Raw genomic sequence first — 21,739 nt, forward strand, 5'->3', positions numbered from 1 at the left:
GAATGAGCGACTCACAACAACCAGTCAAAGATATCCAGAGTACCGACGCTGAACAGGTCGAAGACACGATCACCGACCTCCAGCAACAGTATCGACGCCGCCAACGCCACACCGAGCGGGCTGAACAGGACGCCCGATTGCGGAAGATTCTCGACCAGGCGCGGAAGGCACTCGCCGACGCCGCCGACCACGATCTCGAGTCGCTACTCCATGCCGCCCACTGGATCGTTCGCGACCACGAGGATATCGAGACCGTCCTTCGACCGGACTACGACGGCCTCGAGCCACAGGTCAAATCTCGGTTTCGCGAGCAAATCGCGCTGCGAGACCAGGGCGAGACGCCCGATTCGGCGGTGAAAGAACTCGAGACGCTGTTCCATATCGCGCTTGAACTCGAGTTAGTGTACGGCGTCAACGACATGACGTGGTACGAGCCCGTCCGATTCTCGAAGATTGACCCCGCGCCGGGGAAAGCAAGCACGTCGGGCGAGGTGACGCCGGTCGGTCGGATTCGCGTTGGTGCCGACGAACCGATCGGGCCGGGCGACCGCCGGCCGATCATCGAACACAAATCCTGCGAGCATGTGTTGACCGTCGCGCTACCGCGACAGGGCAAGGACTCGACGAACGTTTCGCTGTGTGCGAATCTGAAAGAAGAGCACCAGTACAAGTGGATCAGTCTGTGGGACGACGGTCGTGACGAGACGAACATGATCGCCACGCCGAACGACGAGCAACCGATTCAAGAGGGCCTCGAGGAATTGAATCAGGAGCCGACGGCCTACGATACGAACGTGTACGTGCCGGCGATGAGCGGGCTTCCCTCGGAGTTGCCCGGTAACTTCGAGCCGTTCACGATCGGCGTCGACGACCTCACGGGGAAGCTGATTCTCCAGCTCGGCGGGTTCAGCGCCGACCGGAATACGATTAGCCGCGTCGAGCAGGCACTCTCTGAGGCGAAGACAGCGAAAAGCGACGAGGTGGCCGTACTGGTCGACCGGCTCGAGAAATACGCCGAGGAAGTCGAAGCGACGGTCACGATTCGCCACCTCGCCGACGACGAGATGACCAGCGACGACCTCGATGACGGCGAGGAACTGGTTCACGACGACGGCGGCGCGACCGAGATTCGCTACGAGATGGACGCCGACGACGTGCTGCGCGAGTGCGCACAGACTGTGCTCCACCTCGCAGGCGAGGGACTGCTCGCCGATTCGGACGCCGAGACGAACCTCGATATGACCGAGATTGTCAAGCGGAAGGATCGGGTGGCGACGCTGAACTGTAACTATCTCGAGGATCGGAACGAACCGCTCAAGTACATTATCACGAACCTGTGGCTTCGGCTGTTGCTCCGAGTCCGTGACAAGGACAAGTCGCTACCGCGCGTCGCGCTCGAGGTGCGCGAGTTGAAACAGATCGCGCCGTCGAAGATGACGATCGTCGATTACGCGAGCGAGGTGCGGCCACTCCGACAGACGCTGTACGAGATCGCCACACAGGGCGGCTCGAGGCGAATCTTGATGCTCGGGAGTACACAGAAGCTGAACGACGTCGCGAAACCCGTGCGGTCGAACATGCCGTATAAGGTGTTCTTGAAGCTTGATAACGGGCTCATCAAGACGATGAACGATGAGATGGACTTCCCCTACGACCTATGCCAACAACTGAAAGGGTTTGAACAGGGACAAGGCGCACTAAAAGTCGATGAGGACTTTTTCTGGCCGATTTGGTGGCGTGGCGCACCGTGTGGCCTCGGTGACGGTGACGTGCCGTTCGAACGCCGCTACGGGCTCGCCTACGGATTCCGTGTCCGCTCGCACGAGGACGACCGGTGGTCGGCAGAGTACGCCGACGAAAACGACTGGTGGGCCGACAGCGACGGTACAGCGTGCTCAAGCGACGAGCCGCCCGCCGTAGACGAGTGGTACTTACTCGAGAGCGATTTCGAGGACTGCGTACGGCCCGAAACGCTGGATGCCGAGTCAGTGAAACGGTTTGCCGAACGACGGCAGACCTACGACGTCCCGAACGATCTGACGTTCCAACGGACCAGTATCGCGAATGAAAGTCGCGAAATGCGCCTCGAGCGACTCGGACAAGCGAAAGAGCGAGAGATGGCCGAAATGATGAACGGTCAGACGGTGCCGATCAAAACCGACGGCGGGATGACAGAGGAGTATAGACCGCCAGAAACGCTACGGAAATGGCTCGAATACTCTACAGAACGGCGTCAGAAGCTTCTTCACAGCCTTTCCGAGGTCGAACGGGGGGAGATTACTAACCGCAAAAGCCTCTCCCATCACACAGGCATTCCCGAGGGGACAATCGCAGAGTATCTGGCCGACAGTGAACTCCTCGGTGCATGCGTCGAAAAGAAAAGTGGAGTGTACAGCCTCACGAGTATGGGTGAAAAGGCAATCGGGATACAATGGAGCGAACTCTGACTGTTGGACAACAGCCAACAGCTATGAAGCCCACGCAGTCATGCGATTTTTGGCCGGTTGTTGGATGTTGGACGTCCGCGGTAGCGACCCCGTATATACTAATGACGCGCACACCAGTATAGCAATCAATTTTCATCTTTTTAATATTAGATTTGGGCACCCGCCCGAATCTGAATAAGACGATTCCGCGCCTACGCACACGCAAGAGTACCATGTACCGGAACCCCAGCACCTACGACTTCGCAGTGATCTTGGTCATGACCGGAGTCGTCGCCTACACAATAGCCCGCGACCGCCTGTCGACCGAGCAGACCCCAGTCGAAGCCGCGAAAGAAGCGTTCGCCGCGGGCGAGATCGACGAATCGGAGTTCGAACGTCGCCTCGAGTTCCACCTCGATGATCGGAACGACGAGCTGCGGGTCGTCGTCGAGCAGGTCAACGGCGTCGGGCCGGCGACGTCCGAGGCGATCGCCCGCGAGTACGAGAGTCTGGACGAACTGCGAGCGAGTGATCGGGAGCGGTTAGAAGGTGTCTCGGGTGTCGGTGAGCAGACGGCCGGGGCTGTGCTCGAGTTGGTTCGGGAGTAATACACATGAGACCGAACAGACAGCGCTTGGGGACGATTGGAGCTGTGCTTGAGCGGCATATTCGATAACACATAAGTACTTATCGAAAGTGTTTTTGGGCGTTTCGAGCCCTGTAAAGCCAGATATCATGGTATTAGACCAGATTCCGCGGTCCCGAAATCGTTTTGTACTCCCCCCGGCAATGGGCTATTAACGTTCAGCGGAATCGGCCGTTGAATGTAGCCCCGCGATCGAACATAGGGCCCGTACCTCGTCTTACGGTTCTCTCCCTGTTCGTGTCGAAGAGCCGCGGGCAACGACATCCGAGAAGAACAATGTATGAGAGAACCAAGGGGGCCATTAAGGTCCTCAAGAAGACGGCGCGGAAAGTCCTCTCGTCCCCGCGGTGGGAGCGAGTGTTCAGTGCCGTTAGGCAAGCTGCTCAGGCAGCCTACTGGCTGTCTAAAGTAGCGCGCTCACTCGGCCTAATTTGACTTACCGCAACCAAGAATAGCCCTCCGACTGCGGATCTTTTCACAAAGATCCTATTTAATAAAGAAGTGTCTAACGGATTTTGGAACGGAGTGGGAACCAGCTATTAACTGGGCCCGTACCTCGTCTGTAGTGGAACCGAAGTTCCGATTATACTTAAAGGCAACGGTGAAACTGCGACGGGTACAGCGTGTAATAAAGGCTACCGGTTAGATAGTGGCTGAGGGCACTGTTATCAGCCATTTCAGCACCGGGATCCTTGACGGGTAGAACACGTAATTAAAACCCGTTACTCTGTCTGAGATGTTATACATTGCTAATGTATGACTTTCTAATATTCACTCTCCGTCGAATACTTCTGTATTATCCTCAGCCATCTCACTCGCTTCGATATGCGAGTACATTTGCGAGGTTGTTTTCGGGTCGGCGTGGCGCAACGTTCGCTGCGCTGCGACGGCCCCACGCTCACGATAGAGTTTTTCGCCGACTCCGCGGCGGGCTCCGTGTAGTGTGAGGTAGTCGTCGTCCTCGAGCCCGGGGACATCGGCCTCGTCGGAGAGTCGCTTCAACAGCGTTCGCGTGCCCGAGGTGCTTATTGACGGCGGTTCGATGCCAGTCTCGAGGATGTAACCCCAAGAGTTGCCGTCGGGTTTGTCGTGGTCCGTGTCGTCGATCGCCGCGTACAGCGACGGCGGATGCCTCGAGGGGAACACCGGCCAGTTGTCGGCGGGCGAGCCCAACAGCGTCTCGAGTCGTTCCAGTGGCGTCACTACCTGGTCGGGAATCGGCGTCGGTTCACGTTTCTGGTTTTTCCCGAGGACCGTAATCACGCCGTTCTCGAGATCGACGTCGCCCCACCGGAGGCCGTTGCGCCGGTCGTCACGCGCGTCGGCCAGCACTTCCGCGCCACGAACCCCGGAGTAGGCCAGCATGGCGACCAGCGCCCGGTTGCGGACTGCCTCGAATGCGTCGGTGCCGTCGACGGCGATCGCCTCGCGAGCGCGTTCGTCGACGTACTCGGTGATCGCCCGCCGTTGCTCGGGCGACCAGAACTGTTGGTCGCCGCTGTTCGTCGTCGCTTTCGGGAGCGGTTTCTTCGCCCGGCGTTTCTCGGCTGGATTCTCGGCGAGCTGCTCGACTTCGACCGCCCACGAGAGGAGTGCCGAGACGTAGTTGTAGTACGTTCGGGCCGTCGTCGCGGCGATTCCCTCCTCGGCGTCCGAACGCCGTTTCAGATAGGAGGCGTAGTTGCGCATGGTCAGCGTCGAGACGTCGTTGACCGTTTTGCAGTCGCGTTTCTGGCACCACTCGACCCATTTCTTGAGGCAGTACTCGAGGTTCGACGCGTAGTTACCGTCTCGTTCGGCGACGAACTCAGCGACTGCCGTCTCGAGGGTCATTCCCTCGGGGTTGTGGCCTCGAGTCATGGTTCAGTGACCTCGCAGCGATTGCGTAACTCCTGTAGAATGTCGACGGCATTCTCGAATGCCGGGCCACGTTCTATCGGGCCCCTATCCCCCACGCCCATTATCCCAGCATCCTCCAGCTCACCCAGGTGCGTTTGCGTGTGTGAAACCTTGACTCGCTTTCGCTCCTTCCCCGTCAACTCGCTGACTGATGTGTCATATTCTAACGCAGCGGCCTGGTCCGCAAGTTCTCTGAGTGTGAGAGGGGCGTCTCGGGAAAGTGCATCTATAGCCAACCGTCTGCGTTTTGAGCTCAGTATGTAGGTTGCATCATCGATAGACAGTTTCTCTCTACCACCGCTTTCGTTGCCGTTCTCCCCGTCCAAACCCCCGGATTCGTTGTTTGTCATCGACTCAGCTTCACCGAGGGCGTGGACCTACAAAATAGCACCGCACACTATTGGTCTAATGTACTGTGGCTTCTGATTGAGATTAGAATCTAGTTGCAGGCTTTGAGAGTATAGAAATCAGGAGAATAAAGGATTTTGGAGTGTGTCATAAAGCTAATAACGCTATATCTTTTCGGCACTCTTTCTCCTAGATAGGAAACCACCGGGAACAAGTGTCTGACGCCTTCACGAGTGCCTACACGAAATAGAGGGGTCCGATCGACTACAGTACGTCGTGCGCTTCCTCGCTCGAGTAGTCGTGCTCATTGCGGAGATGGTTCAAGAACTCCTGCGGCGCCGCCGTCAGCCCGGTCTTATAGAAATCGCACTCAGGACAGTCGTACTCCAGTTCAAAGCCTTCTTCGACGGCTTTTGGCCGATGGTTTTTCTTCCGCTGGCCGGGCGTTACCATCTCGAGCTCTCCGCTGGCGAGTTCGTCACCGTAGTTCGAGACGGCCCAGTCGTCGATTGCATCCTCGATTCGTTCGTGCCCTTCCGCCTGTGACTCGATCGGTTCGCTTTGGACCACGACCCACCCGCCGGCTTCCTCGTCGTATCCAAGTGCGTGTGCTTTCTCGTTGCCGAGTATGAGGATCGCGACGACCTCGTTAGCATCAGAGAATAGGCAGTACTCGTAGGTTTCGTCCATTCGGATTACTTCCTCGAGGTCGAGTGGGCTGTCAGGGAGTTTCGAGACCGTCTTCGACATGCGATCATATTGTTCGAGCGATGGATCTTATAATTTCCTGAGATTTAATAGGAGATGATGAGATGACGGTGTATGGAAGATTCGAAACGTAAAACGTTAATCAAGAAATGGAATGACGAGATATCTGATCTCAGGAGTCAACAGGCTGAAGACGAGTCAAACCAGGACCCGATGTTGAAGGCCGAGTGGAGGTCAGTCCGGCAATTAGCATCGTACGATCTTCAGATAGGCGTTCTCGAGGAGTGTGTCGGGAAATTAGAGGATTGTGAGAGCGAAGATGATGTACTTGAAGCGTGGGGAGAGTGGCGAGATGAAGTAGAAGAGCGTGATAAGCGAATATTAGATTCGACAGAATGGTTCAAAAATAACTACAAAAAGCTACAACTCGAGGAATGTGTGGAGAGCCTTTCCGAGTACTTTTCTGAGGATCTCCTCACGGAATGCTGGCGATGCGGGGGATGGGAAAAGCCCACCAGCGATAAACGCACTACGGAGGGTTATCGTCTGGAGTGTCCGAACTGCTAATCGGGTGAGTCCAAGTTCACTTCTCGGATGGATCTACGCAGAGCCATTAGCAAACGCCTCGGGGCCCGACTGATACTCGAGGTCAAAGACAAGCGTCTCGAGAATCAATAGTACGGTTCGCGCTTACTCGAGTTCGACGTCGAACTCGTCCGACGCCCAATCCGCGACCGCTTGGCGGATATCATCTGTGGTCTCGACACCGAAAACTGACCCTCGGGGTTTTCCCTCCCATGCTGAGATCCAACTAGGCATCAACCGCTGGCCGGAGTGTTCGTCGTCACCGTTGATGTAGTTGATGAGGAACCAGTGATCGTCAGCAGTTCCCCGGTAGAGCGCACTCTCGAGCGGTTCCGGGTAGTCGATCCTCTCGTTCGTCGGCGGGCTAATGAGATCGGCGTCGAACAGCACGAGCGTCGGCGTATCCGTGTGGAGCGCGTGAAGCGTCTCAACGGTTGTTCCGATCTGTGGCGTCTCCGAGTAGTATGCGACGACGCCGTCCGCAGCATTAATCGCCTGTATATCCTCCGAGACAGCGCCCTGAACATAGTCGCCACCGTGGTCAAAGTACGCGTCTTCGGGGTGGTAGAACGTGATATCTGCAAGAGATTCCTCGACGCTACGCCGCCACCACGAATCCCCGTGGCTCTGCCAGCGCATCGCACCAGCCGTGTAGATTCGTGGGTAGTCTTCTGTTGGTTGTCCGACCATACGTCGGCGTCGAACGCGAGGGCGTTCAATGTTCCGGACCAGACCAAGGTAAACATCCTACACCGCATCCCGCTGCGCAAGCGCATCCTCGACCTCGAGTCCGTGGCTCGCGGCGATCGCCGTGGCGAGCTGCCACGCTCGGTCTGCGCGTTCGGGGCGCGCTTCTTGCTCTCGGTACTGGAACTCGACCAGCGCCTCGACGATTAACAGATCCTCCTGTGGAGTTCGATCGGGCATCACGAACGTTGGCCGCGGCTTCTCGGATAAACATGCGGTTGCAGCCGCTACCTATATTCGTGTGAACATAGAAGACTACCATGGCAGCCGCAAAACAGTTAGAATACGATACCGCTGGTGAGAACCGGTCGCTACCGGTTCCGGCGTCGTGCTCGGCGGAGTGCGCGCTTCAACTCACGCTCCGCTTCGCGCTCGGCCTTTCGGAGTTCCTGCTCCAGTTCGCGTTCGGCCTTGCGCTGTGCACGACGCATTTCGCGTCGGATCTTAGCTTTCGATGGCTTTCGTCGTCCCATGGCTGCTCACCTCCGATCCCGCGTTCTCTGTGACGCCTCGCGCTCATAGCGGCGCTTCTCGAGAGGTGGCGTCGACGACGTTTTCGATGACCGTCGTTCATGCGCGACTATCAGGATGGATGCACTCGAATGTATTTAAAGTATCGGGGCCGTGGTGAAAGTGTAATATGGACCTTACAGCCCCGTAACGACAGAAATAGACGTTTGTAGTTTTGGGTGTCGACAATCGTCGTTTTTGGTATCGGCAAAGTATGCTATTCACTCACAAGCCACTGTTCAAGCTCACCGAACGCGCCGTCGGCAACCACGAAATGATCGTATTCGGCAGGTCGAACCGGCGACGCCGTCTCTTTCCACAGCGTCACGTAGAAATGTGATTCGTCGAGCGCAACCTCGGCGCCAGTAACAGGACAGGTCGCCGTTCCGTCGTGGTTCGTCCCGCGTCGGCAGACTGTCGAGACCTCCCATTCGGGTCGGTCAGGTGGCGATCGCCCGCGAACGCGTGCGCTTCTGGATTCGGTTTCAGGCATACTCGAGTGTTCGAGGCTCGCAAGAGTTAGCTATATCGACTACAACAGATCCACTGCCTCGAGTTCGCAGTGCTCGAGTTCCTCGGGAATCGGCCCCTGAACACCGGGTGTGATCGACGCCGTCGACGCAACCATATCGGCAGTGTGTACGAGCTGGTCAAGCGGCGTCTCGGGTTGGGTATCTGCATACCACGCGCCCATGTGACTCTCGACGGCATCGGCGACACGATCGTCGAGCGGGGACTCGCGGATGACGCGAGCCATTCGGAGTTCGTGGTCTGATGTCGATTTATTCGAGGGGTTCTCCGGGTCGCCGTTCTTGCGCTGGTCGTGAAGTACGACCGCGGCGTGAGCAAGCGGCACCTCCTCGGGTTCGATTAACTCCTGTTCGACGTACGTGTCGGCGAGTCGGTCGACGACCGTCGAGAGCATGAGCGTGTGCGCCCACAGGCCGCGATCGCCCTGGCACGCCGGGTGATGGTAGCCCGACGTGCTCGCCGGCACTTCCCAGAAATATTCCGGTGCTTTACTCGAGAGGTTGATCGTGAACGCGCGGGTTCGCTCGTCGTCAATTAGTTCAAGTGTTGGGAGTCGTCGAAGGGTTTCCTCCGATGAGAGTTCTACCATATGCAAAAATTCGTCCACGACTAGATAATACTTTTTGGGACCCATCACACGCTCACATCCCTAAAATCCACACAACCGATTCAGCCGGGTGATTTGACTAATGTACGGTTCATATCCAATATCTGTATCCAGTATCCAGATACAGTATCAACAATCAGAAAACGGATACAGTATTCAGAACTCGTCGGTAGCGAGAAACTGCCGACGGCCCTCTTTGCCCGATTCAAGTACTGAGCCGTCGACTTCTTCGAGACCGACCCGAACAAGCAGTCGGAGGACGTCGGCGCGTGTCGACGGGTCTGCGTCTCGGTCGAGCACGTCCGCGGCTTCTGTGCCGATCCGCTCGAGATCGCTCGTCGCTTCCATGCCGGCGAACAGCGCAGCGAGGTTATCGTCGCGAAGCGTGAGATTTGAATGGAGGTCGCCCGCCTCAAGTTCGGCGTAGGCGTCGGCGATCGCGTCCTCGAGCACGGGAGTCTCGTCGTCGGCCTGGTTCGACGGTTCGGTTTCGTGGCGGCTTTTCGACTTCGCTTCTGCGAGTAGTTCTTCGGCTTTGGATTCGTCGTCAGACATGGTTATCGTGCCTCGAGTCGTTCGAGGAGATCGGTCGTCAGTTGTCGGTAGGCGTCGCGTGCGCGTTGGCCCGTGTTGTACAGTTCGTCGTCATCGAGTGCAAACAGTGTCTGTCCGGATGCCTGTTCGTTCCCGATGTTTGCAGACTCCGATACAGATGTGCCGGCGATCTCGGAATACTCCTCCTCAAGCGAGTCGGTGAACTCGTCGGCAAGGTTCGTAGTCTGGTCGACCATCGTCGCGAACACGAGCTGGAGTTGTGGTCGTGCATCGTGATCTTCGTCCGCTCGGATCGATTCGAGTTCGGTCTGAAGATTCTCGAGTTGCTTACGCTCGAACTCTCCAGGTCGGAGTGGAGCCACCACGTTCTCAGCGGCGAATAGGCCGTTGATCGTGATATTATCCTCTTTACCGGGCAGGTCGAGCAACACAAGATCGTATCGTGGTGCGACCTCGGATTCAATGAACGACTCGAGGCGAGTGTACCGATCCTCTCGCGGGACGTTCGCGAGGTTGTTGTCTTCCGCGCCGAGACCGCTGTCGGCCGGGATTAGGTCTGGCCCTTCGTCGGTCTCGAAGACCATCCGGTCGAACACGTTGTCGATGTTCTCACGGATGAAGTCCCAGTTCTCACCGAAGATCGCTGAGATCGGGGCGTCCGGATCGACCACGTCGTCGGCCAGCCCGAACTGTGTTGCCAGATCGTTTTGCGTGCCCGCAAGGTCGATCAACAAGACGTCCAGGCCGTGGTCGTTCGCTGCTGATACTGCAATGTGTGCGGTACTGGTCGTCTTTCCGACGCCCCCTTTCGGGACATACGCGCACGAGCGGAGTACGGTGTCTACCATATACAGATACTGGATACAGATACCAGATACATATAGCTTATCCAGACTATCCAGTCGGTCGTTCGCCGACGAACCGCTGGTATCGGGTTCTAACAATCTTTAGCCACACCACAGATAGCGGGTGTTCTGTTCGGACTCGTTTGAAAGTCTCCCACCGAATCCGATATCGGGCCTCAGTTCCGGAGTATGCTCGAAGAATGGTTTGGGCAGTCGACTCGATTTGCGCGTGGCAGCTTCGGCAAAGCGTTATCAAATTCCTCTTTGTGTTTTTGCCGCCAGCTGCTCGAGGCCAAATGTGGTGGAGATGTAATCTCCGATCTCCTACTGTCTCTCGTTGATGCTGTTGTTGAGTCTTTCCACAATGTGCGCACCGATACCGGTCGCGTTGATAGACATCTTGGCGGACGTCTTCCGGTATTTCATACCCCATATACAGATACAGTATATGGATATTCCACGATAGTATTTGTGTAGTGTCTAACTGAAATCGGTAGACACCGGCCGCCGCCGTGACGGATCCTCGAGAGGGGCGGCGGACACGAAAAGTGTCGAACCCATCGAGTACCGGCAGACGCGGCGGCCACGCATGACTTTCGGATAGGGCTGTATAGCGGTTTCGCCAACTAGGAGCACACCACGTTTCCGCCGAAAATCAGTCCTCTTTCGGGATTTTGACCTTGTATCGGCAGTCCCGATTCGGACAATTCGTGTGTGCGCCTCGTGGCATGGAGCCAGTGTATGTCCAGACGTGATCGCAATTGTGGCAGCGCATTCGGATTCCGTCGCTCATACTTGTGTAGTACTACACTGAATCGCATAGAAGTGCCGGTCGAATCTCGCTGCCGAGTTCGCCCACTCCACGGGCTCGAGGAAAGTTACTCGTCGGTCGCGAACAGTCGGTCGTCGAACGGCTGGTCTGGTGGCCGGGTCGTCGGGACGTACTCGCTGTCGATCGTGGAGTTCAGGCTTACCAGACAGTACGCACACCGAAGCGTTCGCCAGCCGTCGCGTTCGGGGTGTGTCTCGATGTTTTCAGGATTTGCCTGGCACTCCGGGCAATACAGGTTCGTGAATCGGCCGTCGGGGATGGTATCAGGATTGACCATCGTCACGTTCCTCGAGCACCAACTGGTTCCGGTGGTTGAAGCCGACGCTGACGAGCTGCCAGCCGGCGCGCCGGGCGAGTGTAATCAGGTCCCGAGTCGCGCTACTTGATTTCATGGCCTTGTCGTGGCACTCGATCGTGATCTGTGTCGGTCGCCACCGTTCGTCGTGGCCGTCGACGATCGCCCACACGCCGTCAATCGAATGCAGCATGTGGATGAACTCCCGCTCGCTCGGGTCGTCGCGGGCGGCCTCGAGTGCTTGCTCGATTTGGGAGGGTGCGGACTGCCACGGATAGAGCCGGGTCTCGGGTTCGGTCGGGTAGACGTCTCGGGAGTCGCTTACCACGGCCAATCACCCCAGTCGACGTACTTGAACCCGCGCGTCGGCGGCTCGGCTGGCACCTCGAAGCGGGTTGGATAGAGGAACGCAAACCACAGTTTGTCCTCCTCGGCCGTACAGATCGGCGCGTAGTAATCGACGGTCTCGCTAGTCGTCGAAAACAAGACCGCCCGCCCCGGTCCCGTCTGTCGGGGCGTTCCGTTCACGCGCCAGTACGCGAGCGAGCGCCGCGGGTTATCCCCGAGGTCGGTCCCGTCGCAGTAGTCGAATACTTTGTGTCGAAGGTCGTCCTCCGACGCCCGAATCAGAACATCTTGCTCGCCGCGGTCGGGCACCGTCACGATCTCCGTCGTCGAGAGCCCACCGAATTCGGCCCCACACATACAGGTGCCGGGCTCGTCGGTGAGGAAAATGCCCGCAGTTCCGCAGACCGGGCAGTCGTCGAACCCGACTGGCGTCTGTAGCGTCGTCCCTTCCGCGGGGAGTGGGTTGCCGAAGTACTCGCGGTGCGTGTCGCCGTCACAGTCGGGGCAGTGAACCGAAATCTCGGTCGGCAGGCCAGTGACTGTCGCGTCCGCAGTCTCTCCAATCCAGCCGCAATCGTCGCAGACGTGTCGGCGGCCGTGGTGTCCGCTCGAGTCTGCCGTGGTATCAGTGTTCGTGGTCATCGAATCACCTGGTCGAATTTCGACCGCAGCGTCTCCCGAACCTCGCCGGGTCGCCACCCACGAACCCACGGGTGTAGCGCCCGATCGTAGCCCTCGAGTACCGCCCGTGGTGGGACATCGTACCCTTCGAACGTCGCGTGTGTTCGCGCCGCCGCGAGTCGGCAGTCGTGCTCCCAAAAGATACTCGAGAGTGGACCGGTTGGCTTCGCCGGCCGCTCGAGTCCGCGGGCGTCGGTCTCTGTCATCGGTTCAGCCACCTCCCGAGGTCGTCGTGACAGGGCTCGCAAAGTTGTAGGAACTCCCGATCGCCTTCCCAGTTGCGCGTCGCGAGGTCGTCACACCGATCGCAGGTCAGCGGCTCGTCGGCGAACGCGGTGCCTCCTTCGGGCATTTTCGCGCCCGGCGCTGGGTGATTCGTGCTCATAGGCCACCCCCACAGTACGGACAGCCGTCGTGGAACGTGACGAGCGTCTTCGAGACGGTCGCGCCACAGGTACACGGGACCGCGTTACCCATAGTGAACGACCTCCGCGTCGGTGACGCCCTCGGCGCGCTCGAGTTGGGATTTCAGGCCCTCGGCTTCGTGTGGACCCTCCGTGCCGACGCTGTAGCAATCGATCCCGCCGACCGTGATGCGGACACCGTAGGGGTAGCCGTCGGCGTTCGGGTCGCGTGGACCGAGGAGAGACATCACGAATCCCTCCGAACCGGCCGTTCAATCAGTCCGTTCGCGACCGCCGCGCCGACAACCTGGATCGCCCGGTGTGGGCCGATTCCATCGGCCTGCTGGAGCGCGTCGTGGTCTGCGAGTGGAACAGACGTCGGGTCGTCCCACTCGTCGAGTAGCGCCTGAATCGTGTACTCGGTTGGATTCTTCCGCGGACTCCGTTTCCCGAGTCCGACACAGCCGCCCTTATCCATTGCAGCGCGGAGCATCCAGAGATCGTGTTCGTTCACCTCGCGGTCGGAGTCCACCGGATCAGGATAGTCCCACGGCTCGGCGTCGAACCCGTCGACCTGCTCGAAGTCCTCTGGGGCGAAGCCACGAACGTCGTCCGCGACGAGCTTGCGCGCCTGATCGGCGTTCATCGCCGGAATCGACGAGATACCACCCGTCGGGTTTCGGAAGTAGTACCGTTCCGACTTGTCTTTCGCCGCGAGTTCGACGCCCGCATGTTGTGGATACTTTCCGGTGCTGGTGTCGCCCGCGTCTGAAATCTGTGAGTTCTTAGCAGTCATGAATCTCATCCATGTGTTCGTGGTGTTCTTCCGGCGTTACGCTCGTCTCGTCGCACAGTACGCAGTCGATCGACTCGGATAACTCACGCTGCATCGATCGACACCTCATCCGGGCCGTCGTTGTGTTTGTAGAACGTGAATCGGTAGCCGTCCTCGGTCCACCACCATTCGGAGTCTGCAACGCTCGAGCCCGACCCCATGCTCGTCTTTTTGACGAACCGGACGCCGTCGATCGTGAACGTCCACGGGATCTTCTTGCCCGCGGCGAGCTTATCACCGAAGGTCGGAACAGTACTCTCGTCAACTTCGAACCGGCCGTCGCCGGTATGCCGATCGGCGACCTGTCGTTGCTCGTCGGTGAGCCCGTGTTCCATCGCGCGGTCGTACTCGGCGGTGTCGGGTTCGGCGTCGCCGTCGACGACCGCGAATAGGTTCGTGAGCGCGTGTCCGAGTGTGTCGCCTTCGATGATTTCACCGGACATCGATACCGACCTCCTCGAGCCACTCGCCGGCCGTCGTATCCGAGAGAATCTGCTGGTCGCCCTCGATTCCGATACTCCAGACGGCCGATGTTTTCATTTCCCATTCGGCTTCCTGGCGTAGCTCGAGCGACGGTGGCGTGTCGTCTGGTTTCCGAAGGTTGGCTTTGTGTCCGTACTCGCCACGGAGCCGGTAGACACGACCGCCACGGCCCTCGAGATATACCGTCAGCGTTTCCTCGGAGTTCGACCCGATGCACTCGCTATCCGTGTCGAACACCTTGAGCGGAATTGAACGGTCGTTGATTCGAACCTTATCGCCTTTGCTCAGACTCGCAACCGTCGCGTTGAGGTCGTCGTCGTGGTCGAACTGCATGGGTTCGGGGTTCATCCGACTTTCACCTCGCCGATCTGTTCGACCGCTTCGATGCGACGTACTTCGGGCTTTGATCGGACCCACTCACGGGCGGCGTCTTCCGTCTCGTCGGCGTGTGTGAACGTCTCGTATCGCTCGCCAGAGGTCGACTGTTCGTCGGGCACGACAGCTCGAATCTCGTATTCGGGAATCTCGACGAACGATTCCTCGTAGGATGCGTTATCAACCGGGTTGTAGGCGTCCTCGAGTCGTTCCCAGATCGATCGCCACGAATCCCCGGCAGCCCGAAGGTCGGCGATGGTCTCTTTGAACGGGTTCTCGTCTTCGATCTGCTCGAGCACGTCGTCGGTCGCGACAGTGATCGATTCGGCCTCGGTGGTCTCGGGGTCTGGAAGTCGGCTATCGGTACTCATTCTGAATCACTCTCCTCGATTCCAAGCGCGTCCGCCCACGAGTTGTGGAAACTGATTGAGAGGGATTTGCTCGATGTCCGGTCGACCGTCGCGCTGTTAGCCTTCCGTTCGCGCGTGCGTCGGTTTTCGTACCAGTCCTCGATAACCTCGGCTGTCTTCGGGCCGATCCCATCGACATCGGTCAGCGGGTCGTCGGATTCGACCGCCTCGAGTAGTTTCTCGACCGTCGTGAATGCGTCCTCGATGTTGTGGGCGACGGCACCACTACAGCGCATTCGCTGTTGAATCCCGCCCTTTCGAAGTAGCGTGTCGGTCGCGTAGTTGGATTCAGTCATCGGCCGGCACCTCCACGTCGCCCCTCATCGCTTGCTCGATGTCCTTGTACACGTCGTACTGCGATTCGTACACGAACGTATCGAGATAGTCGTCGATGTCTCGAGCGCGGGCGATCACCAGCTCGTCGCGTTCGATCGTGGCCGCCGACGCACTCGAGGGAAGGTCGACGGGGTGAGGAACGATCGACAGCAAACGGTGAAGCGTTTCGGCCATGTCCTCGCCGTCGCGCTGGTAGTTCAACAGGAGGTCGTGAACGTCGCCCGTGAGTCCGATTTGGTCATCGCTGTGGCCGACACACGACGCTTCCCACGACCGGCGGTTGTCGAGTGCTTGCCAGCCCGAGTCGGTCAGCGTGTAGACGTTCGTTCGGCCGTCCGCTTCGGCTTTCGTGACGTATCCGCCCTCGACTAGTGCGTCGAGATTTGGATACAATCTCCCGTGATTCTCCTCAGTCCCGTAGTAGTCCTCGAGTTTCTGTTTGATTTCCAGTCCGTTCGGCCGCTCGAGCGCGGCGATTGCGAACAGCGCGTCGCGCTGAAATTCTGGCAGTTCTCCCATCGTCTCAGGCTCTGATTTGTCATCGTTCGCCATATATCAAATTTCGCTCTTTTCTACTATAAGCGTTCCCCAGACTACCTGTTTTCTGGCCTCGAGAGTCCGAGCTATTGGGTAATAGCTCTCGAAAATGAGAAGAGAACCGCCCCGGCTACAGCGTCGGTTCGGTCGGTTCGGCTAGCGCCTCGTACGCACGTTTCACCCGCCGGAACGCCGCCTCACTCCCGCCCTTGTCGGGATGTGCCGTCTTCGCTTCCCGGCGGTAGGCCTGCCGGATCTCGTCGGGAGTGGCGTCGGGCGAGACCCCGAGCGTGACGTGTGGTGGTTCGTCCGCTTCGGCGACCACCGGGTCGTCGGCGGGCGGAAGGCGGGCGTTCGCGAACTCCGATTCGCCCGTCGTGACCGGCCGGGATTCCATCTTGCGTTTCTCGCGGTTGTAGAGGTACAGCGACCGGATATTGTCCCGCAGGCGCGTGTACGCATCGCAGGCGGCGGCGTACTGCTCGCCGTCCATCGACCAGCGTACGACCGCGCTCGGCTCGTCGGGGTTCGCGTCGGCGTAGGGGTAGTTCGGGTTTCGTTTCTGGTGATCGGCCGTGGTCTCGAGTCGCCAGTCGTCAGCCCCGACGCGCTCGAGTTCGGCCTCGAGGTCGTCGATCGACTGTCGGAGTGACGTGTCGAAGCGGTTGTTCGGCTCTCGGTTCTCGGGTTTGGTTCGTGGGAATTGGTGTGGCCAGTTCATGGGTTATCGGACCTCCTGTAGATCGGCGAAACTCCCCTCGTGTGCGGTGATCCACTCCGAGTGTAGGCCGCGTGCCGTGAGCGGAACGATCACCAGCTCGTCTGGAGCGTCGTCGTTCTCCACAAGGATGTGTTCGCACTCGGGGGTCGGTTGGTTCGGGTTCGGTTCGACGAGTTCCTGGTCGAAGTCGAAGCCGTCGGATTCGGTGCTCATTGCTCGCCCTCGCTGTACTCTGCCTCGAGCGTCCGATTCATCCCGGCGACAAACGGCGTTTCGTCGACCGACTTGAGGTAGACGAGTCGGATCTCTTTGGCCCCGCCGAAGAACTCGTCAAAGTCGTCGCTATCGAAGTTGGGCGTTGGTTCGGTGCTGAATCGGATGTCGTAGTCGTCGCTCTCGTCGCCGTGAATCGTCACCGAGTGGCGGGCTTGTACGTCGCCGTCGACGATACGGAACCAGCCCCGGCCGCCGATCGTCATTGGTCTGGCGTCGGCCACGAGTCGACCGTCGGCAGCTTCGAGGATCGATCGAAGTTCGTCGGCACTCTCGTATTCGAAGTGTGCGCCTTTCTCTCGGTCGTGTTCGTCTTTGTAGCAGTCCAGACAGTAGTACCGCTCGTCGGCACCGGGCTCGAGTTGTTCGTTCGGACCCGCGATGAGCTTGTCCGAGACGATGTCCTCACTGGCATGTTCAAAGCGCCCGTACAGCACGCGGTACGTCGCGTCGTCGTCCGAAAGTTCCGTCTCGCAGTACCGGCATTCGGCGGTCTCGTCAGATGTGTTGGATTCGTTCATCGGTCGGTCCCCACGAACTGCTCGAGTTCACGTTTTCGGCGTCGGTAGCCGTCGTGGCCGCCCGCGCGGTTCGCGTTGTTCTCGCTTCCGATTCCACAGCCCATCGAGTGTGCGAGCACGTCGAGTTTGTGTTCGACTTCGAAGGTCTCGCCGCAGGCGTCGCAGTCCCATTCGCCAGCGTGTTCGTACTCCGTGTCTATCATTCCAGTTCCTCCACGGGTTCGGCGTCACGGAGCACACCCATCGACGCGCCACACTCGCGGCACTCGTCGTAGGCCTCGGTGACGGTTTCGACGAGTTTGTCGGTCGCGTCTTCGGTGCCTTCGCTCTCGAGTTCGAAGCTCTGGCAGCCGTTCGGACAGCCCGCGACGACAGTCTCGCGCTGTTCGTCAGTTCGATGCCGGGTCATTGATCGTCCTCGCTTTCGAGTTCGTCCAGCGCCCGTTCCACGTCTTCCGGGTCAGCCTGTTCGTCGTCGGGAATCAGACAGGTCACGCCTTCTCACCCCGGTTGAACCCCGCCGGCAGCGGGTCGCCGACGTCGCCGGGATCGGCCGCCGCGAGTCGGTCGGCCAGCGATTTCGGCTCGCTCGGGTCGCGAATGCCGTATTTCTTCAAGCGCGAGCGGACCGTCTCGAAACAGCGGTAGCCGTCAAACAGGTCGACCAGCTCCGACAGTGATCGGTCGGCGAACAGCGCCTCGAGTCGGTCGGCGTCGTCGGTCCACGGCTTCGGGAAGTCGAACACGCGTGTCTGTTCGGTTCGGTCGCGGTCATCTACCGGGACCGTCGGCCGCTCCGGCGCGGCGTCGGGAAGCGCGAGTCCGTGCTCGGCAAGCGTCGTCTGGTCGGTTTCCGTTCGGTCGTTCGTGACGAGTGGCGTGGGTTCGTGGTCGCGCTCGAGTGTCGGCCACTGGGCGAGCCACGTCGTCTCGAGAGTCGGTTCGATATCGGCGTCGGTCAGCGTGCGTGTTGCCATTGTTGGGGTTCCTTTCGGGTTTCGGGTGCTCATGCGGGCAATGCCTCCGGCGTCGCGTCGGTCTCGGGTGTGTCTCGAAGCGCGTCGCGGATGGCCTCGAGCAGTTCCCCGAAGTCCATCGGCTCGGCTGCGTGGTCGTGATAGGCTGCGATTACGTCATACGGCGAGCAGTTGTCCCGCCCGTCGTCACGAACGCCGAATCCGAAATCGGCGGTCGTGTAGTAGATCGATCCGTCCGCCGTCGGGAGGTGTCTCGAGGCCGTGACGTCGTCGCCACAGACGGCGATCTCCCAGCGAAAGCGGCCCTGCGTGTCGATTACGTGGCGCTCGATCATCGGTCGGTGCCTCCGTCGGTCGCGACCGCCGCGTCGATCTGGTTGCACATCCAGCCGCGTTGTTTGCCGATGCCGCCCTGTGCGCCCTCGGCGTCACGGAACGGGAATCGAACCTCGAGCGTGCCAGGAATCGACAGGCCGTCGAATACACCGCGCTCGCGAAGTGGCTCGGCGTATTTCGTTTCTCCGAGTAGTATCTCGAGTGTCACGTCCCGCGGATCCACGTCGTCGAGCGACGCCCGGATCCACGACTGGAGGCCTTCGAAAACCCGGAGCGCCCACTGGTCGAGTAGTGTATCGACGTCGTCGCCACTCGGGAGTCGCTTGCTCGAGTCCACCGGGATGCCTTCGAAGTCCTGTGGAACGCGCTCGTAGTAGTCGATCGGCTCGTCGGGCTCGAGGACAGCGTGTTCGGCCGAAATGATCCGCGCGTGGGTCTCGGGAGTGGTCGTGAACGCCTCGTAGTACTGGCGTTTGTTCGTCCAGTAGCCGCCTTTGTACAGCTTCTTGGCCGGCGTCGGCTCGAAGACGTCGTGTTTCGAGCCCGAACAGCCGACGGCCACGAGTCGAAGCGGGTCGCGATCGCGGTAGTCGGCGATCGCGTCGCGGACGCGATAGCAGTAGGACATGCCGTGGCCAACCGATCCGATATCGGCCCGGCCGCGTTCGATATCTTCGACCGCGTGTTTCACGTCGATGAGGTTCTCGCAGGTGGTCGCGAGTCGGGCGGGCATGCAGTCGGGAACGTTCACGCCCCCGAGTACGTCCAGCAAGAGTTCGTACAGCGGCCGGTCGTCTGCCGCGACGGTGGTTGCATCGCGGACTCCCCAGACCCAGTGGCTCGTGACCGCGAGGTCGCCGTTCGGGAGTTCGTGTTCGCGAGGATTAGTCATCGCTCTCGATCACCTCCGAGTACGCTGGTACTTCGGCGTCGGGATCGGCCGTCACACCGCCACCGAACTGTGAGAGACTCGGCGTCTCGTCGACCAGGAGATGGCGACAGAGAGCGCGGGCGAGATTCACGGGAACGGCGTTCCCGATCTGTGCCGTGACGCTCTTTTTCGTTCCACCGGCCAGCTCGTACTCAGCGGGGAAGCCCTGTGCTTGCTTGAGTTCGTCCGGCTCGAGCATCCGGTAGCGGACGTCGAGTCCGTAGGGGAACACCTCCGGCATGCACAGCGCGAAGCGTTCCTTCTTGGTGACTGTCGGGAGCGGGGCGTCGACCGGCTGCGCGCGGCCGTTGCCGTAGTGCTCATCAAGGAACGGCGCAACGATCGGATTTGAGAGTGCGAACGCGCCGCCCTTCTCGGTCGCGATCGTCGGCATCGGATCGTCAATATCCCGCAGCGAGCCACCGTGTGAGTAGTGCAAGATCGACGGCGAAACGAGGTAGCCGTCGGTGTTCTTCGCCGTGACCGTGTGCAGTGGCCGGTCCTCCGGGTCGTAGAGCGGGTTCGAATGAATACCTCGGCGCGGGCCGTTACGTGGCATCACGAGCGACCGGGTTTCGGCGGTCGCCATGCCGATTGCGCCCTTTTTCGCGACCGTCGGGAGCGGACCGTCTGTCGGTGCCGGGACGCCGCCCGATTGCTGTCGAAGGCAGAACGCCTCGGGCGTCGTGAACGCCGTTCGGCCGCCCGGCACACGGACCAAGAACGGATGATCGACGACTTCGGCGACCGTCGCCGCGTATTCGGCCGGCACGACGTTTTCGCGGAGGTCTCGAAGTTCGTCTTTCCCGATCTCCTCGAGCGCGTCGGCCAGTCCCTCGAGTCGGCCGTCACAGTGGCGGCGGACGCCCTCGGCGATTCGAGCCATCGTGCTCTTCGCGAGCGGCTGGACGCGCGGGTTCTCGAGGTCGCGCGTCCACAGACTCGTGCCGAGGTCCGACCAGTCGATGATATCCGCCGCCGTCCGACGGTCCGGCTTGTCGGGGTCGGCGTCGTCGTGCGTCGGCTCCGGCGCGGTCGGACAGATCGACTTCGACGCCAGGATGAACAGCCGTGTTCGGGATTGCGCTTCCCCGAAGTCGGCGGCGTTCAGGATAGATCCGTAGGCCTCGTCATCGTCGTCGTACAGCACCGAGTAGCCGAGTGCCTCGAGCATGCCGACCCAGCGCCGGAAGATCGATCCGTCGCGAGTGGGCTGGCCGTCGACGATCGGCCCCCAATCACGAAACTCGGGGACGTTCTCGAGAACCAAATGCTCGGGTTGGAGCAGTTCCACCCAGTGGAGGACGTGCCACCCGCTCGCCCGTTTCTGTTCGCTAACGGGTTTCCCACCGCGGGCACGGCTGTAGTGCGTACAGCTTGGGCCGCCGACAAGGAGATCGACGTCGCCCGGTTCGACGACGTCCGGTGGGTGGAGTTCCTCGATTTTCGCGTGGTAGTGTTCCGCCCACGGGTGATTTTGCTCGTGCGTGGCGATGGCGGGTTCCCAGTGGTTCACGGCGTGGAGTTCGACGTTCTCGCCGAGCCACCAGTGAACGCGACCGTGGTTGGGCGTGATCTGGTCGACCTCGAGGCCGGTTTCGCGGGCGATCGTGTCCGCGTGCGTGTCGATAATCGCTTTGACGAGCCCCGTCGAGAGGCCGCCAGCGCCCGCGAACAGGTCAACGGCGACGAGTTTGTCGCTCATCGGTCGTCACCTCGCTGCGGGAAGATCGGATGCTGGTCCGAGGTCTGAATGCGGTCGACTGCCGGGTCGTAGTCGGGTTTTCGGCCCGCGCCGTGGCGCATATCCCGGACTGCGATGCCGTCGCAGTTGGGGCAGTGACAGAGCCGACCGTCGTTTGTACCGTATCCGCGGACATACTGGGGCGTGACGTGTGACCCGCAGTTCTGACAGGCGTTCGTCGTCGTGCCGGCCGTCGGCGTCCACTGTGGTCGATCGGTGCTCATTGGAGCACCCCGCCGAAGTAGATGGCGACCACTGGAGCGCCGAGGATCAACGCCGTGAGGACGCTTGCG

The 21,739-nt window shown here is 59.9% G+C and carries 34 protein-coding genes and 1 pseudogene; 3 read left to right on the forward strand and 32 right to left on the reverse strand.

Translation table 11 applies throughout. The features are described 5' to 3' along the window. Positions 1-2: 2 nt before the first annotated feature. A complete protein-coding gene (locus tag BLT08_RS22165; protein ID WP_090312423.1) occupies positions 3-2,447 on the forward strand; it encodes a hypothetical protein in 2,445 nt (814 codons plus the stop codon). A gap of 212 nt (positions 2,448-2,659) precedes the next feature. Continuing rightward, entirely contained in the window at positions 2,660-3,034 is a 375-nt protein-coding gene (locus BLT08_RS22170; RefSeq protein WP_175529416.1) for a helix-hairpin-helix domain-containing protein, read from the forward strand. 809 nt (positions 3,035-3,843) lie between these two features. On the opposite strand, the gene BLT08_RS22175 is transcribed toward BLT08_RS22170, so the two are convergent. The 3 genes from BLT08_RS22175 to BLT08_RS22185 form a co-directional block, all read right to left on the reverse strand. Next, positions 3,844-4,932 (reverse strand): tyrosine-type recombinase/integrase, encoded by a 1,089-nt coding sequence (locus BLT08_RS22175; RefSeq protein WP_090312425.1) that lies wholly within the window; start codon positions 4,930-4,932, stop codon positions 3,844-3,846. Further along, positions 4,929-5,321 (reverse strand): DUF7344 domain-containing protein, encoded by a 393-nt coding sequence (locus BLT08_RS22180; protein WP_090312427.1) that lies wholly within the window; start codon positions 5,319-5,321, stop codon positions 4,929-4,931. Before BLT08_RS22180 ends, BLT08_RS22175 begins: the two co-directional genes overlap by 4 nt. A 262-nt stretch (positions 5,322-5,583) precedes the next feature. After that, positions 5,584-6,069, reverse strand: coding sequence for a DUF7964 domain-containing protein (locus BLT08_RS22185; protein ID WP_090312430.1), 486 nt, complete (start codon positions 6,067-6,069; stop codon positions 5,584-5,586). Positions 6,070-6,141: 72 nt separating this feature from the next. On the opposite strand from BLT08_RS22185, the gene BLT08_RS22190 reads away from it, so the two are divergent. Next, positions 6,142-6,594, forward strand: coding sequence for a hypothetical protein (locus tag BLT08_RS22190; protein ID WP_090312433.1), 453 nt, complete (start codon positions 6,142-6,144; stop codon positions 6,592-6,594). Between the two features lie 123 nt (positions 6,595-6,717). Here the strand turns inward: BLT08_RS22190 and BLT08_RS22195 are convergent, their stop codons facing one another. The 29 genes and pseudogenes from BLT08_RS22195 to BLT08_RS22335 form a co-directional block, all read right to left on the reverse strand. Beyond that, positions 6,718-7,302: a hypothetical protein gene (locus tag BLT08_RS22195; protein WP_139171353.1), complete on the reverse strand. Its 585-nt coding sequence runs from the start codon at positions 7,300-7,302 to the stop codon at positions 6,718-6,720. Positions 7,303-7,359: 57 nt separating this feature from the next. Continuing rightward, on the reverse strand, positions 7,360-7,539 hold the full coding sequence (locus tag BLT08_RS22200) for a hypothetical protein (protein WP_090312437.1): 180 nt from the start codon (positions 7,537-7,539) through the stop codon (positions 7,360-7,362). A 547-nt stretch (positions 7,540-8,086) separates the two neighbouring features. Beyond that, a complete protein-coding gene (locus BLT08_RS22205; protein ID WP_090312440.1) occupies positions 8,087-8,362 on the reverse strand; it encodes a hypothetical protein in 276 nt (91 codons plus the stop codon). Positions 8,363-8,401: 39 nt separating this feature from the next. Then, on the reverse strand, positions 8,402-8,989 hold the full coding sequence (locus BLT08_RS22210; protein ID WP_090312443.1) for an HD domain-containing protein: 588 nt from the start codon (positions 8,987-8,989) through the stop codon (positions 8,402-8,404). A gap of 174 nt (positions 8,990-9,163) precedes the next feature. Next, on the reverse strand, positions 9,164-9,562 hold the full coding sequence (locus BLT08_RS22215; protein WP_090312446.1) for a DUF8115 family protein: 399 nt from the start codon (positions 9,560-9,562) through the stop codon (positions 9,164-9,166). 2 nt (positions 9,563-9,564) lie between these two features. After that, positions 9,565-10,410: a ParA family protein gene (locus tag BLT08_RS22220; RefSeq protein WP_090312448.1), complete on the reverse strand. Its 846-nt coding sequence runs from the start codon at positions 10,408-10,410 to the stop codon at positions 9,565-9,567. A gap of 46 nt (positions 10,411-10,456) precedes the next feature. Beyond that, entirely contained in the window at positions 10,457-10,840 is a 384-nt protein-coding gene (locus tag BLT08_RS23790) for an HNH endonuclease (RefSeq protein WP_090312449.1), read from the reverse strand. 445 nt (positions 10,841-11,285) lie between these two features. Continuing rightward, positions 11,286-11,516: a hypothetical protein gene (locus tag BLT08_RS22230; RefSeq protein ID WP_090312451.1), complete on the reverse strand. Its 231-nt coding sequence runs from the start codon at positions 11,514-11,516 to the stop codon at positions 11,286-11,288. Further along, a complete protein-coding gene (locus BLT08_RS22235) occupies positions 11,503-11,862 on the reverse strand; it encodes a hypothetical protein (protein ID WP_090312454.1) in 360 nt (119 codons plus the stop codon). The genes BLT08_RS22230 and BLT08_RS22235 overlap by 14 nt, the downstream gene beginning before the upstream one ends. Continuing rightward, positions 11,856-12,524 carry a hypothetical protein gene (locus BLT08_RS22240; protein WP_090312456.1) on the reverse strand — a complete coding sequence of 223 codons (669 nt, stop codon included), beginning with the start codon at positions 12,522-12,524 and terminating at the stop codon, positions 11,856-11,858. Before BLT08_RS22240 ends, BLT08_RS22235 begins: the two co-directional genes overlap by 7 nt. Continuing rightward, positions 12,521-12,769, reverse strand: coding sequence for a hypothetical protein (locus tag BLT08_RS22245; protein ID WP_090312459.1), 249 nt, complete (start codon positions 12,767-12,769; stop codon positions 12,521-12,523). The genes BLT08_RS22240 and BLT08_RS22245 overlap by 4 nt, the downstream gene beginning before the upstream one ends. Then, the gene (locus tag BLT08_RS22250) at positions 12,766-12,948 is read right to left on the reverse strand and encodes a hypothetical protein (protein WP_090312462.1); all 183 of its coding nucleotides are present in this window, start codon (positions 12,946-12,948) and stop codon (positions 12,766-12,768) included. Before BLT08_RS22250 ends, BLT08_RS22245 begins: the two co-directional genes overlap by 4 nt. A gap of 84 nt (positions 12,949-13,032) precedes the next feature. Next, on the reverse strand, positions 13,033-13,215 hold the full coding sequence (locus BLT08_RS22255; RefSeq protein ID WP_090312464.1) for a hypothetical protein: 183 nt from the start codon (positions 13,213-13,215) through the stop codon (positions 13,033-13,035). Beyond that, the gene (locus tag BLT08_RS22260; protein WP_090312467.1) at positions 13,215-13,763 is read right to left on the reverse strand and encodes a hypothetical protein; all 549 of its coding nucleotides are present in this window, start codon (positions 13,761-13,763) and stop codon (positions 13,215-13,217) included. Before BLT08_RS22260 ends, BLT08_RS22255 begins: the two co-directional genes overlap by 1 nt. An 83-nt stretch (positions 13,764-13,846) precedes the next feature. After that, positions 13,847-14,245 carry a hypothetical protein gene (locus tag BLT08_RS22265; protein ID WP_090312469.1) on the reverse strand — a complete coding sequence of 133 codons (399 nt, stop codon included), beginning with the start codon at positions 14,243-14,245 and terminating at the stop codon, positions 13,847-13,849. Continuing rightward, complete coding sequence (locus BLT08_RS22270; RefSeq protein ID WP_090312471.1) at positions 14,235-14,633, reverse strand: hypothetical protein; 399 nt, start codon at positions 14,631-14,633, stop codon at positions 14,235-14,237. The genes BLT08_RS22265 and BLT08_RS22270 overlap by 11 nt, the downstream gene beginning before the upstream one ends. Further along, complete coding sequence (locus BLT08_RS22275; protein WP_090312474.1) at positions 14,630-15,031, reverse strand: hypothetical protein; 402 nt, start codon at positions 15,029-15,031, stop codon at positions 14,630-14,632. The genes BLT08_RS22270 and BLT08_RS22275 overlap by 4 nt, the downstream gene beginning before the upstream one ends. Further along, on the reverse strand, positions 15,028-15,366 hold the full coding sequence (locus BLT08_RS22280; RefSeq protein ID WP_090312478.1) for a helix-hairpin-helix domain-containing protein: 339 nt from the start codon (positions 15,364-15,366) through the stop codon (positions 15,028-15,030). Before BLT08_RS22280 ends, BLT08_RS22275 begins: the two co-directional genes overlap by 4 nt. A gap of 292 nt (positions 15,367-15,658) precedes the next feature. Continuing rightward, a pseudogene (locus BLT08_RS23795) lies at positions 15,659-15,925 on the reverse strand (helix-turn-helix transcriptional regulator); the annotation flags it as partial. 148 nt (positions 15,926-16,073) lie between these two features. Further along, positions 16,074-16,664, reverse strand: coding sequence for a DnaJ domain-containing protein (locus tag BLT08_RS22290; protein ID WP_090312484.1), 591 nt, complete (start codon positions 16,662-16,664; stop codon positions 16,074-16,076). 3 nt (positions 16,665-16,667) lie between these two features. Beyond that, entirely contained in the window at positions 16,668-16,877 is a 210-nt protein-coding gene (locus BLT08_RS22295; protein ID WP_090312487.1) for a DUF7511 domain-containing protein, read from the reverse strand. Next, positions 16,874-17,458, reverse strand: coding sequence for a hypothetical protein (locus BLT08_RS22300; RefSeq protein WP_090312489.1), 585 nt, complete (start codon positions 17,456-17,458; stop codon positions 16,874-16,876). The genes BLT08_RS22295 and BLT08_RS22300 overlap by 4 nt, the downstream gene beginning before the upstream one ends. Then, the gene (locus BLT08_RS22305) at positions 17,455-17,661 is read right to left on the reverse strand and encodes a hypothetical protein (protein WP_090312491.1); all 207 of its coding nucleotides are present in this window, start codon (positions 17,659-17,661) and stop codon (positions 17,455-17,457) included. Before BLT08_RS22305 ends, BLT08_RS22300 begins: the two co-directional genes overlap by 4 nt. Continuing rightward, positions 17,658-17,867 (reverse strand): hypothetical protein, encoded by a 210-nt coding sequence (locus BLT08_RS22310; protein ID WP_090312493.1) that lies wholly within the window; start codon positions 17,865-17,867, stop codon positions 17,658-17,660. Before BLT08_RS22310 ends, BLT08_RS22305 begins: the two co-directional genes overlap by 4 nt. 82 nt (positions 17,868-17,949) lie before the next feature. Next, the gene (locus BLT08_RS22315; RefSeq protein ID WP_245724317.1) at positions 17,950-18,435 is read right to left on the reverse strand and encodes a hypothetical protein; all 486 of its coding nucleotides are present in this window, start codon (positions 18,433-18,435) and stop codon (positions 17,950-17,952) included. Between the two features lie 29 nt (positions 18,436-18,464). Next, positions 18,465-18,770 (reverse strand): hypothetical protein, encoded by a 306-nt coding sequence (locus BLT08_RS22320; RefSeq protein WP_090312496.1) that lies wholly within the window; start codon positions 18,768-18,770, stop codon positions 18,465-18,467. Continuing rightward, complete coding sequence (locus BLT08_RS22325; protein ID WP_090312499.1) at positions 18,767-19,663, reverse strand: DUF6884 domain-containing protein; 897 nt, start codon at positions 19,661-19,663, stop codon at positions 18,767-18,769. Before BLT08_RS22325 ends, BLT08_RS22320 begins: the two co-directional genes overlap by 4 nt. Next, on the reverse strand, positions 19,656-21,407 hold the full coding sequence (locus BLT08_RS22330; protein ID WP_090312501.1) for a DNA cytosine methyltransferase: 1,752 nt from the start codon (positions 21,405-21,407) through the stop codon (positions 19,656-19,658). Before BLT08_RS22330 ends, BLT08_RS22325 begins: the two co-directional genes overlap by 8 nt. Next, positions 21,404-21,670, reverse strand: coding sequence for a DUF7563 family protein (locus tag BLT08_RS22335; RefSeq protein ID WP_090312503.1), 267 nt, complete (start codon positions 21,668-21,670; stop codon positions 21,404-21,406). The genes BLT08_RS22330 and BLT08_RS22335 overlap by 4 nt, the downstream gene beginning before the upstream one ends. Between the last annotated feature and the right edge of the window lie 69 nt (positions 21,671-21,739).

The sequence above is a fragment of the Natronorubrum texcoconense genome (assembly GCF_900100335.1).
GTDB lineage: Archaea > Halobacteriota > Halobacteria > Halobacteriales > Natrialbaceae > Natronorubrum > Natronorubrum texcoconense.

Coding starts and splice junctions, on each gene's coding strand:
- BLT08_RS22240 (WP_090312456.1), bottom strand. CDS start 12,524: ATGACCACGAACACTGATACCACGGCAGACTCGAGCGGACACCACGGC.
- BLT08_RS22215 (WP_090312446.1), bottom strand. CDS start 9,562: ATGTCTGACGACGAATCCAAAGCCGAAGAACTACTCGCAGAAGCGAAG.
- BLT08_RS22270 (WP_090312471.1), bottom strand. CDS start 14,633: ATGAACCCCGAACCCATGCAGTTCGACCACGACGACGACCTCAACGCG.
- BLT08_RS22265 (WP_090312469.1), bottom strand. CDS start 14,245: ATGTCCGGTGAAATCATCGAAGGCGACACACTCGGACACGCGCTCACG.
- BLT08_RS22295 (WP_090312487.1), bottom strand. CDS start 16,877: ATGAGCACCGAATCCGACGGCTTCGACTTCGACCAGGAACTCGTCGAA.
- BLT08_RS22300 (WP_090312489.1), bottom strand. CDS start 17,458: ATGAACGAATCCAACACATCTGACGAGACCGCCGAATGCCGGTACTGC.
- BLT08_RS23790 (WP_090312449.1), bottom strand. CDS start 10,840: ATGGGGTATGAAATACCGGAAGACGTCCGCCAAGATGTCTATCAACGC.
- BLT08_RS22250 (WP_090312462.1), bottom strand. CDS start 12,948: ATGAGCACGAATCACCCAGCGCCGGGCGCGAAAATGCCCGAAGGAGGC.
- BLT08_RS22290 (WP_090312484.1), bottom strand. CDS start 16,664: ATGAACTGGCCACACCAATTCCCACGAACCAAACCCGAGAACCGAGAG.
- BLT08_RS22245 (WP_090312459.1), bottom strand. CDS start 12,769: ATGACAGAGACCGACGCCCGCGGACTCGAGCGGCCGGCGAAGCCAACC.
- BLT08_RS22275 (WP_090312474.1), bottom strand. CDS start 15,031: ATGAGTACCGATAGCCGACTTCCAGACCCCGAGACCACCGAGGCCGAA.
- BLT08_RS22325 (WP_090312499.1), bottom strand. CDS start 19,663: ATGACTAATCCTCGCGAACACGAACTCCCGAACGGCGACCTCGCGGTC.
- BLT08_RS22330 (WP_090312501.1), bottom strand. CDS start 21,407: ATGAGCGACAAACTCGTCGCCGTTGACCTGTTCGCGGGCGCTGGCGGC.
- BLT08_RS22280 (WP_090312478.1), bottom strand. CDS start 15,366: ATGACTGAATCCAACTACGCGACCGACACGCTACTTCGAAAGGGCGGG.
- BLT08_RS22180 (WP_090312427.1), bottom strand. CDS start 5,321: ATGACAAACAACGAATCCGGGGGTTTGGACGGGGAGAACGGCAACGAA.
- BLT08_RS22175 (WP_090312425.1), bottom strand. CDS start 4,932: ATGACTCGAGGCCACAACCCCGAGGGAATGACCCTCGAGACGGCAGTC.
- BLT08_RS22255 (WP_090312464.1), bottom strand. CDS start 13,215: ATGTCTCTCCTCGGTCCACGCGACCCGAACGCCGACGGCTACCCCTAC.
- BLT08_RS22185 (WP_090312430.1), bottom strand. CDS start 6,069: ATGTCGAAGACGGTCTCGAAACTCCCTGACAGCCCACTCGACCTCGAG.
- BLT08_RS22200 (WP_090312437.1), bottom strand. CDS start 7,539: ATGCCCGATCGAACTCCACAGGAGGATCTGTTAATCGTCGAGGCGCTG.
- BLT08_RS22170 (WP_175529416.1), top strand. CDS start 2,660: ATGTACCGGAACCCCAGCACCTACGACTTCGCAGTGATCTTGGTCATG.
- BLT08_RS22220 (WP_090312448.1), bottom strand. CDS start 10,410: ATGGTAGACACCGTACTCCGCTCGTGCGCGTATGTCCCGAAAGGGGGC.
- BLT08_RS22165 (WP_090312423.1), top strand. CDS start 3: ATGAGCGACTCACAACAACCAGTCAAAGATATCCAGAGTACCGACGCT.
- BLT08_RS22190 (WP_090312433.1), top strand. CDS start 6,142: ATGGAAGATTCGAAACGTAAAACGTTAATCAAGAAATGGAATGACGAG.
- BLT08_RS22315 (WP_245724317.1), bottom strand. CDS start 18,435: ATGGCAACACGCACGCTGACCGACGCCGATATCGAACCGACTCTCGAG.
- BLT08_RS22335 (WP_090312503.1), bottom strand. CDS start 21,670: ATGAGCACCGATCGACCACAGTGGACGCCGACGGCCGGCACGACGACG.
- BLT08_RS22195 (WP_139171353.1), bottom strand. CDS start 7,302: ATGGTCGGACAACCAACAGAAGACTACCCACGAATCTACACGGCTGGT.
- BLT08_RS22205 (WP_090312440.1), bottom strand. CDS start 8,362: ATGCCTGAAACCGAATCCAGAAGCGCACGCGTTCGCGGGCGATCGCCA.
- BLT08_RS22305 (WP_090312491.1), bottom strand. CDS start 17,661: ATGATAGACACGGAGTACGAACACGCTGGCGAATGGGACTGCGACGCC.
- BLT08_RS22320 (WP_090312496.1), bottom strand. CDS start 18,770: ATGATCGAGCGCCACGTAATCGACACGCAGGGCCGCTTTCGCTGGGAG.
- BLT08_RS22210 (WP_090312443.1), bottom strand. CDS start 8,989: ATGGTAGAACTCTCATCGGAGGAAACCCTTCGACGACTCCCAACACTT.
- BLT08_RS22260 (WP_090312467.1), bottom strand. CDS start 13,763: ATGACTGCTAAGAACTCACAGATTTCAGACGCGGGCGACACCAGCACC.
- BLT08_RS22310 (WP_090312493.1), bottom strand. CDS start 17,867: ATGACCCGGCATCGAACTGACGAACAGCGCGAGACTGTCGTCGCGGGC.
- BLT08_RS22230 (WP_090312451.1), bottom strand. CDS start 11,516: ATGGTCAATCCTGATACCATCCCCGACGGCCGATTCACGAACCTGTAT.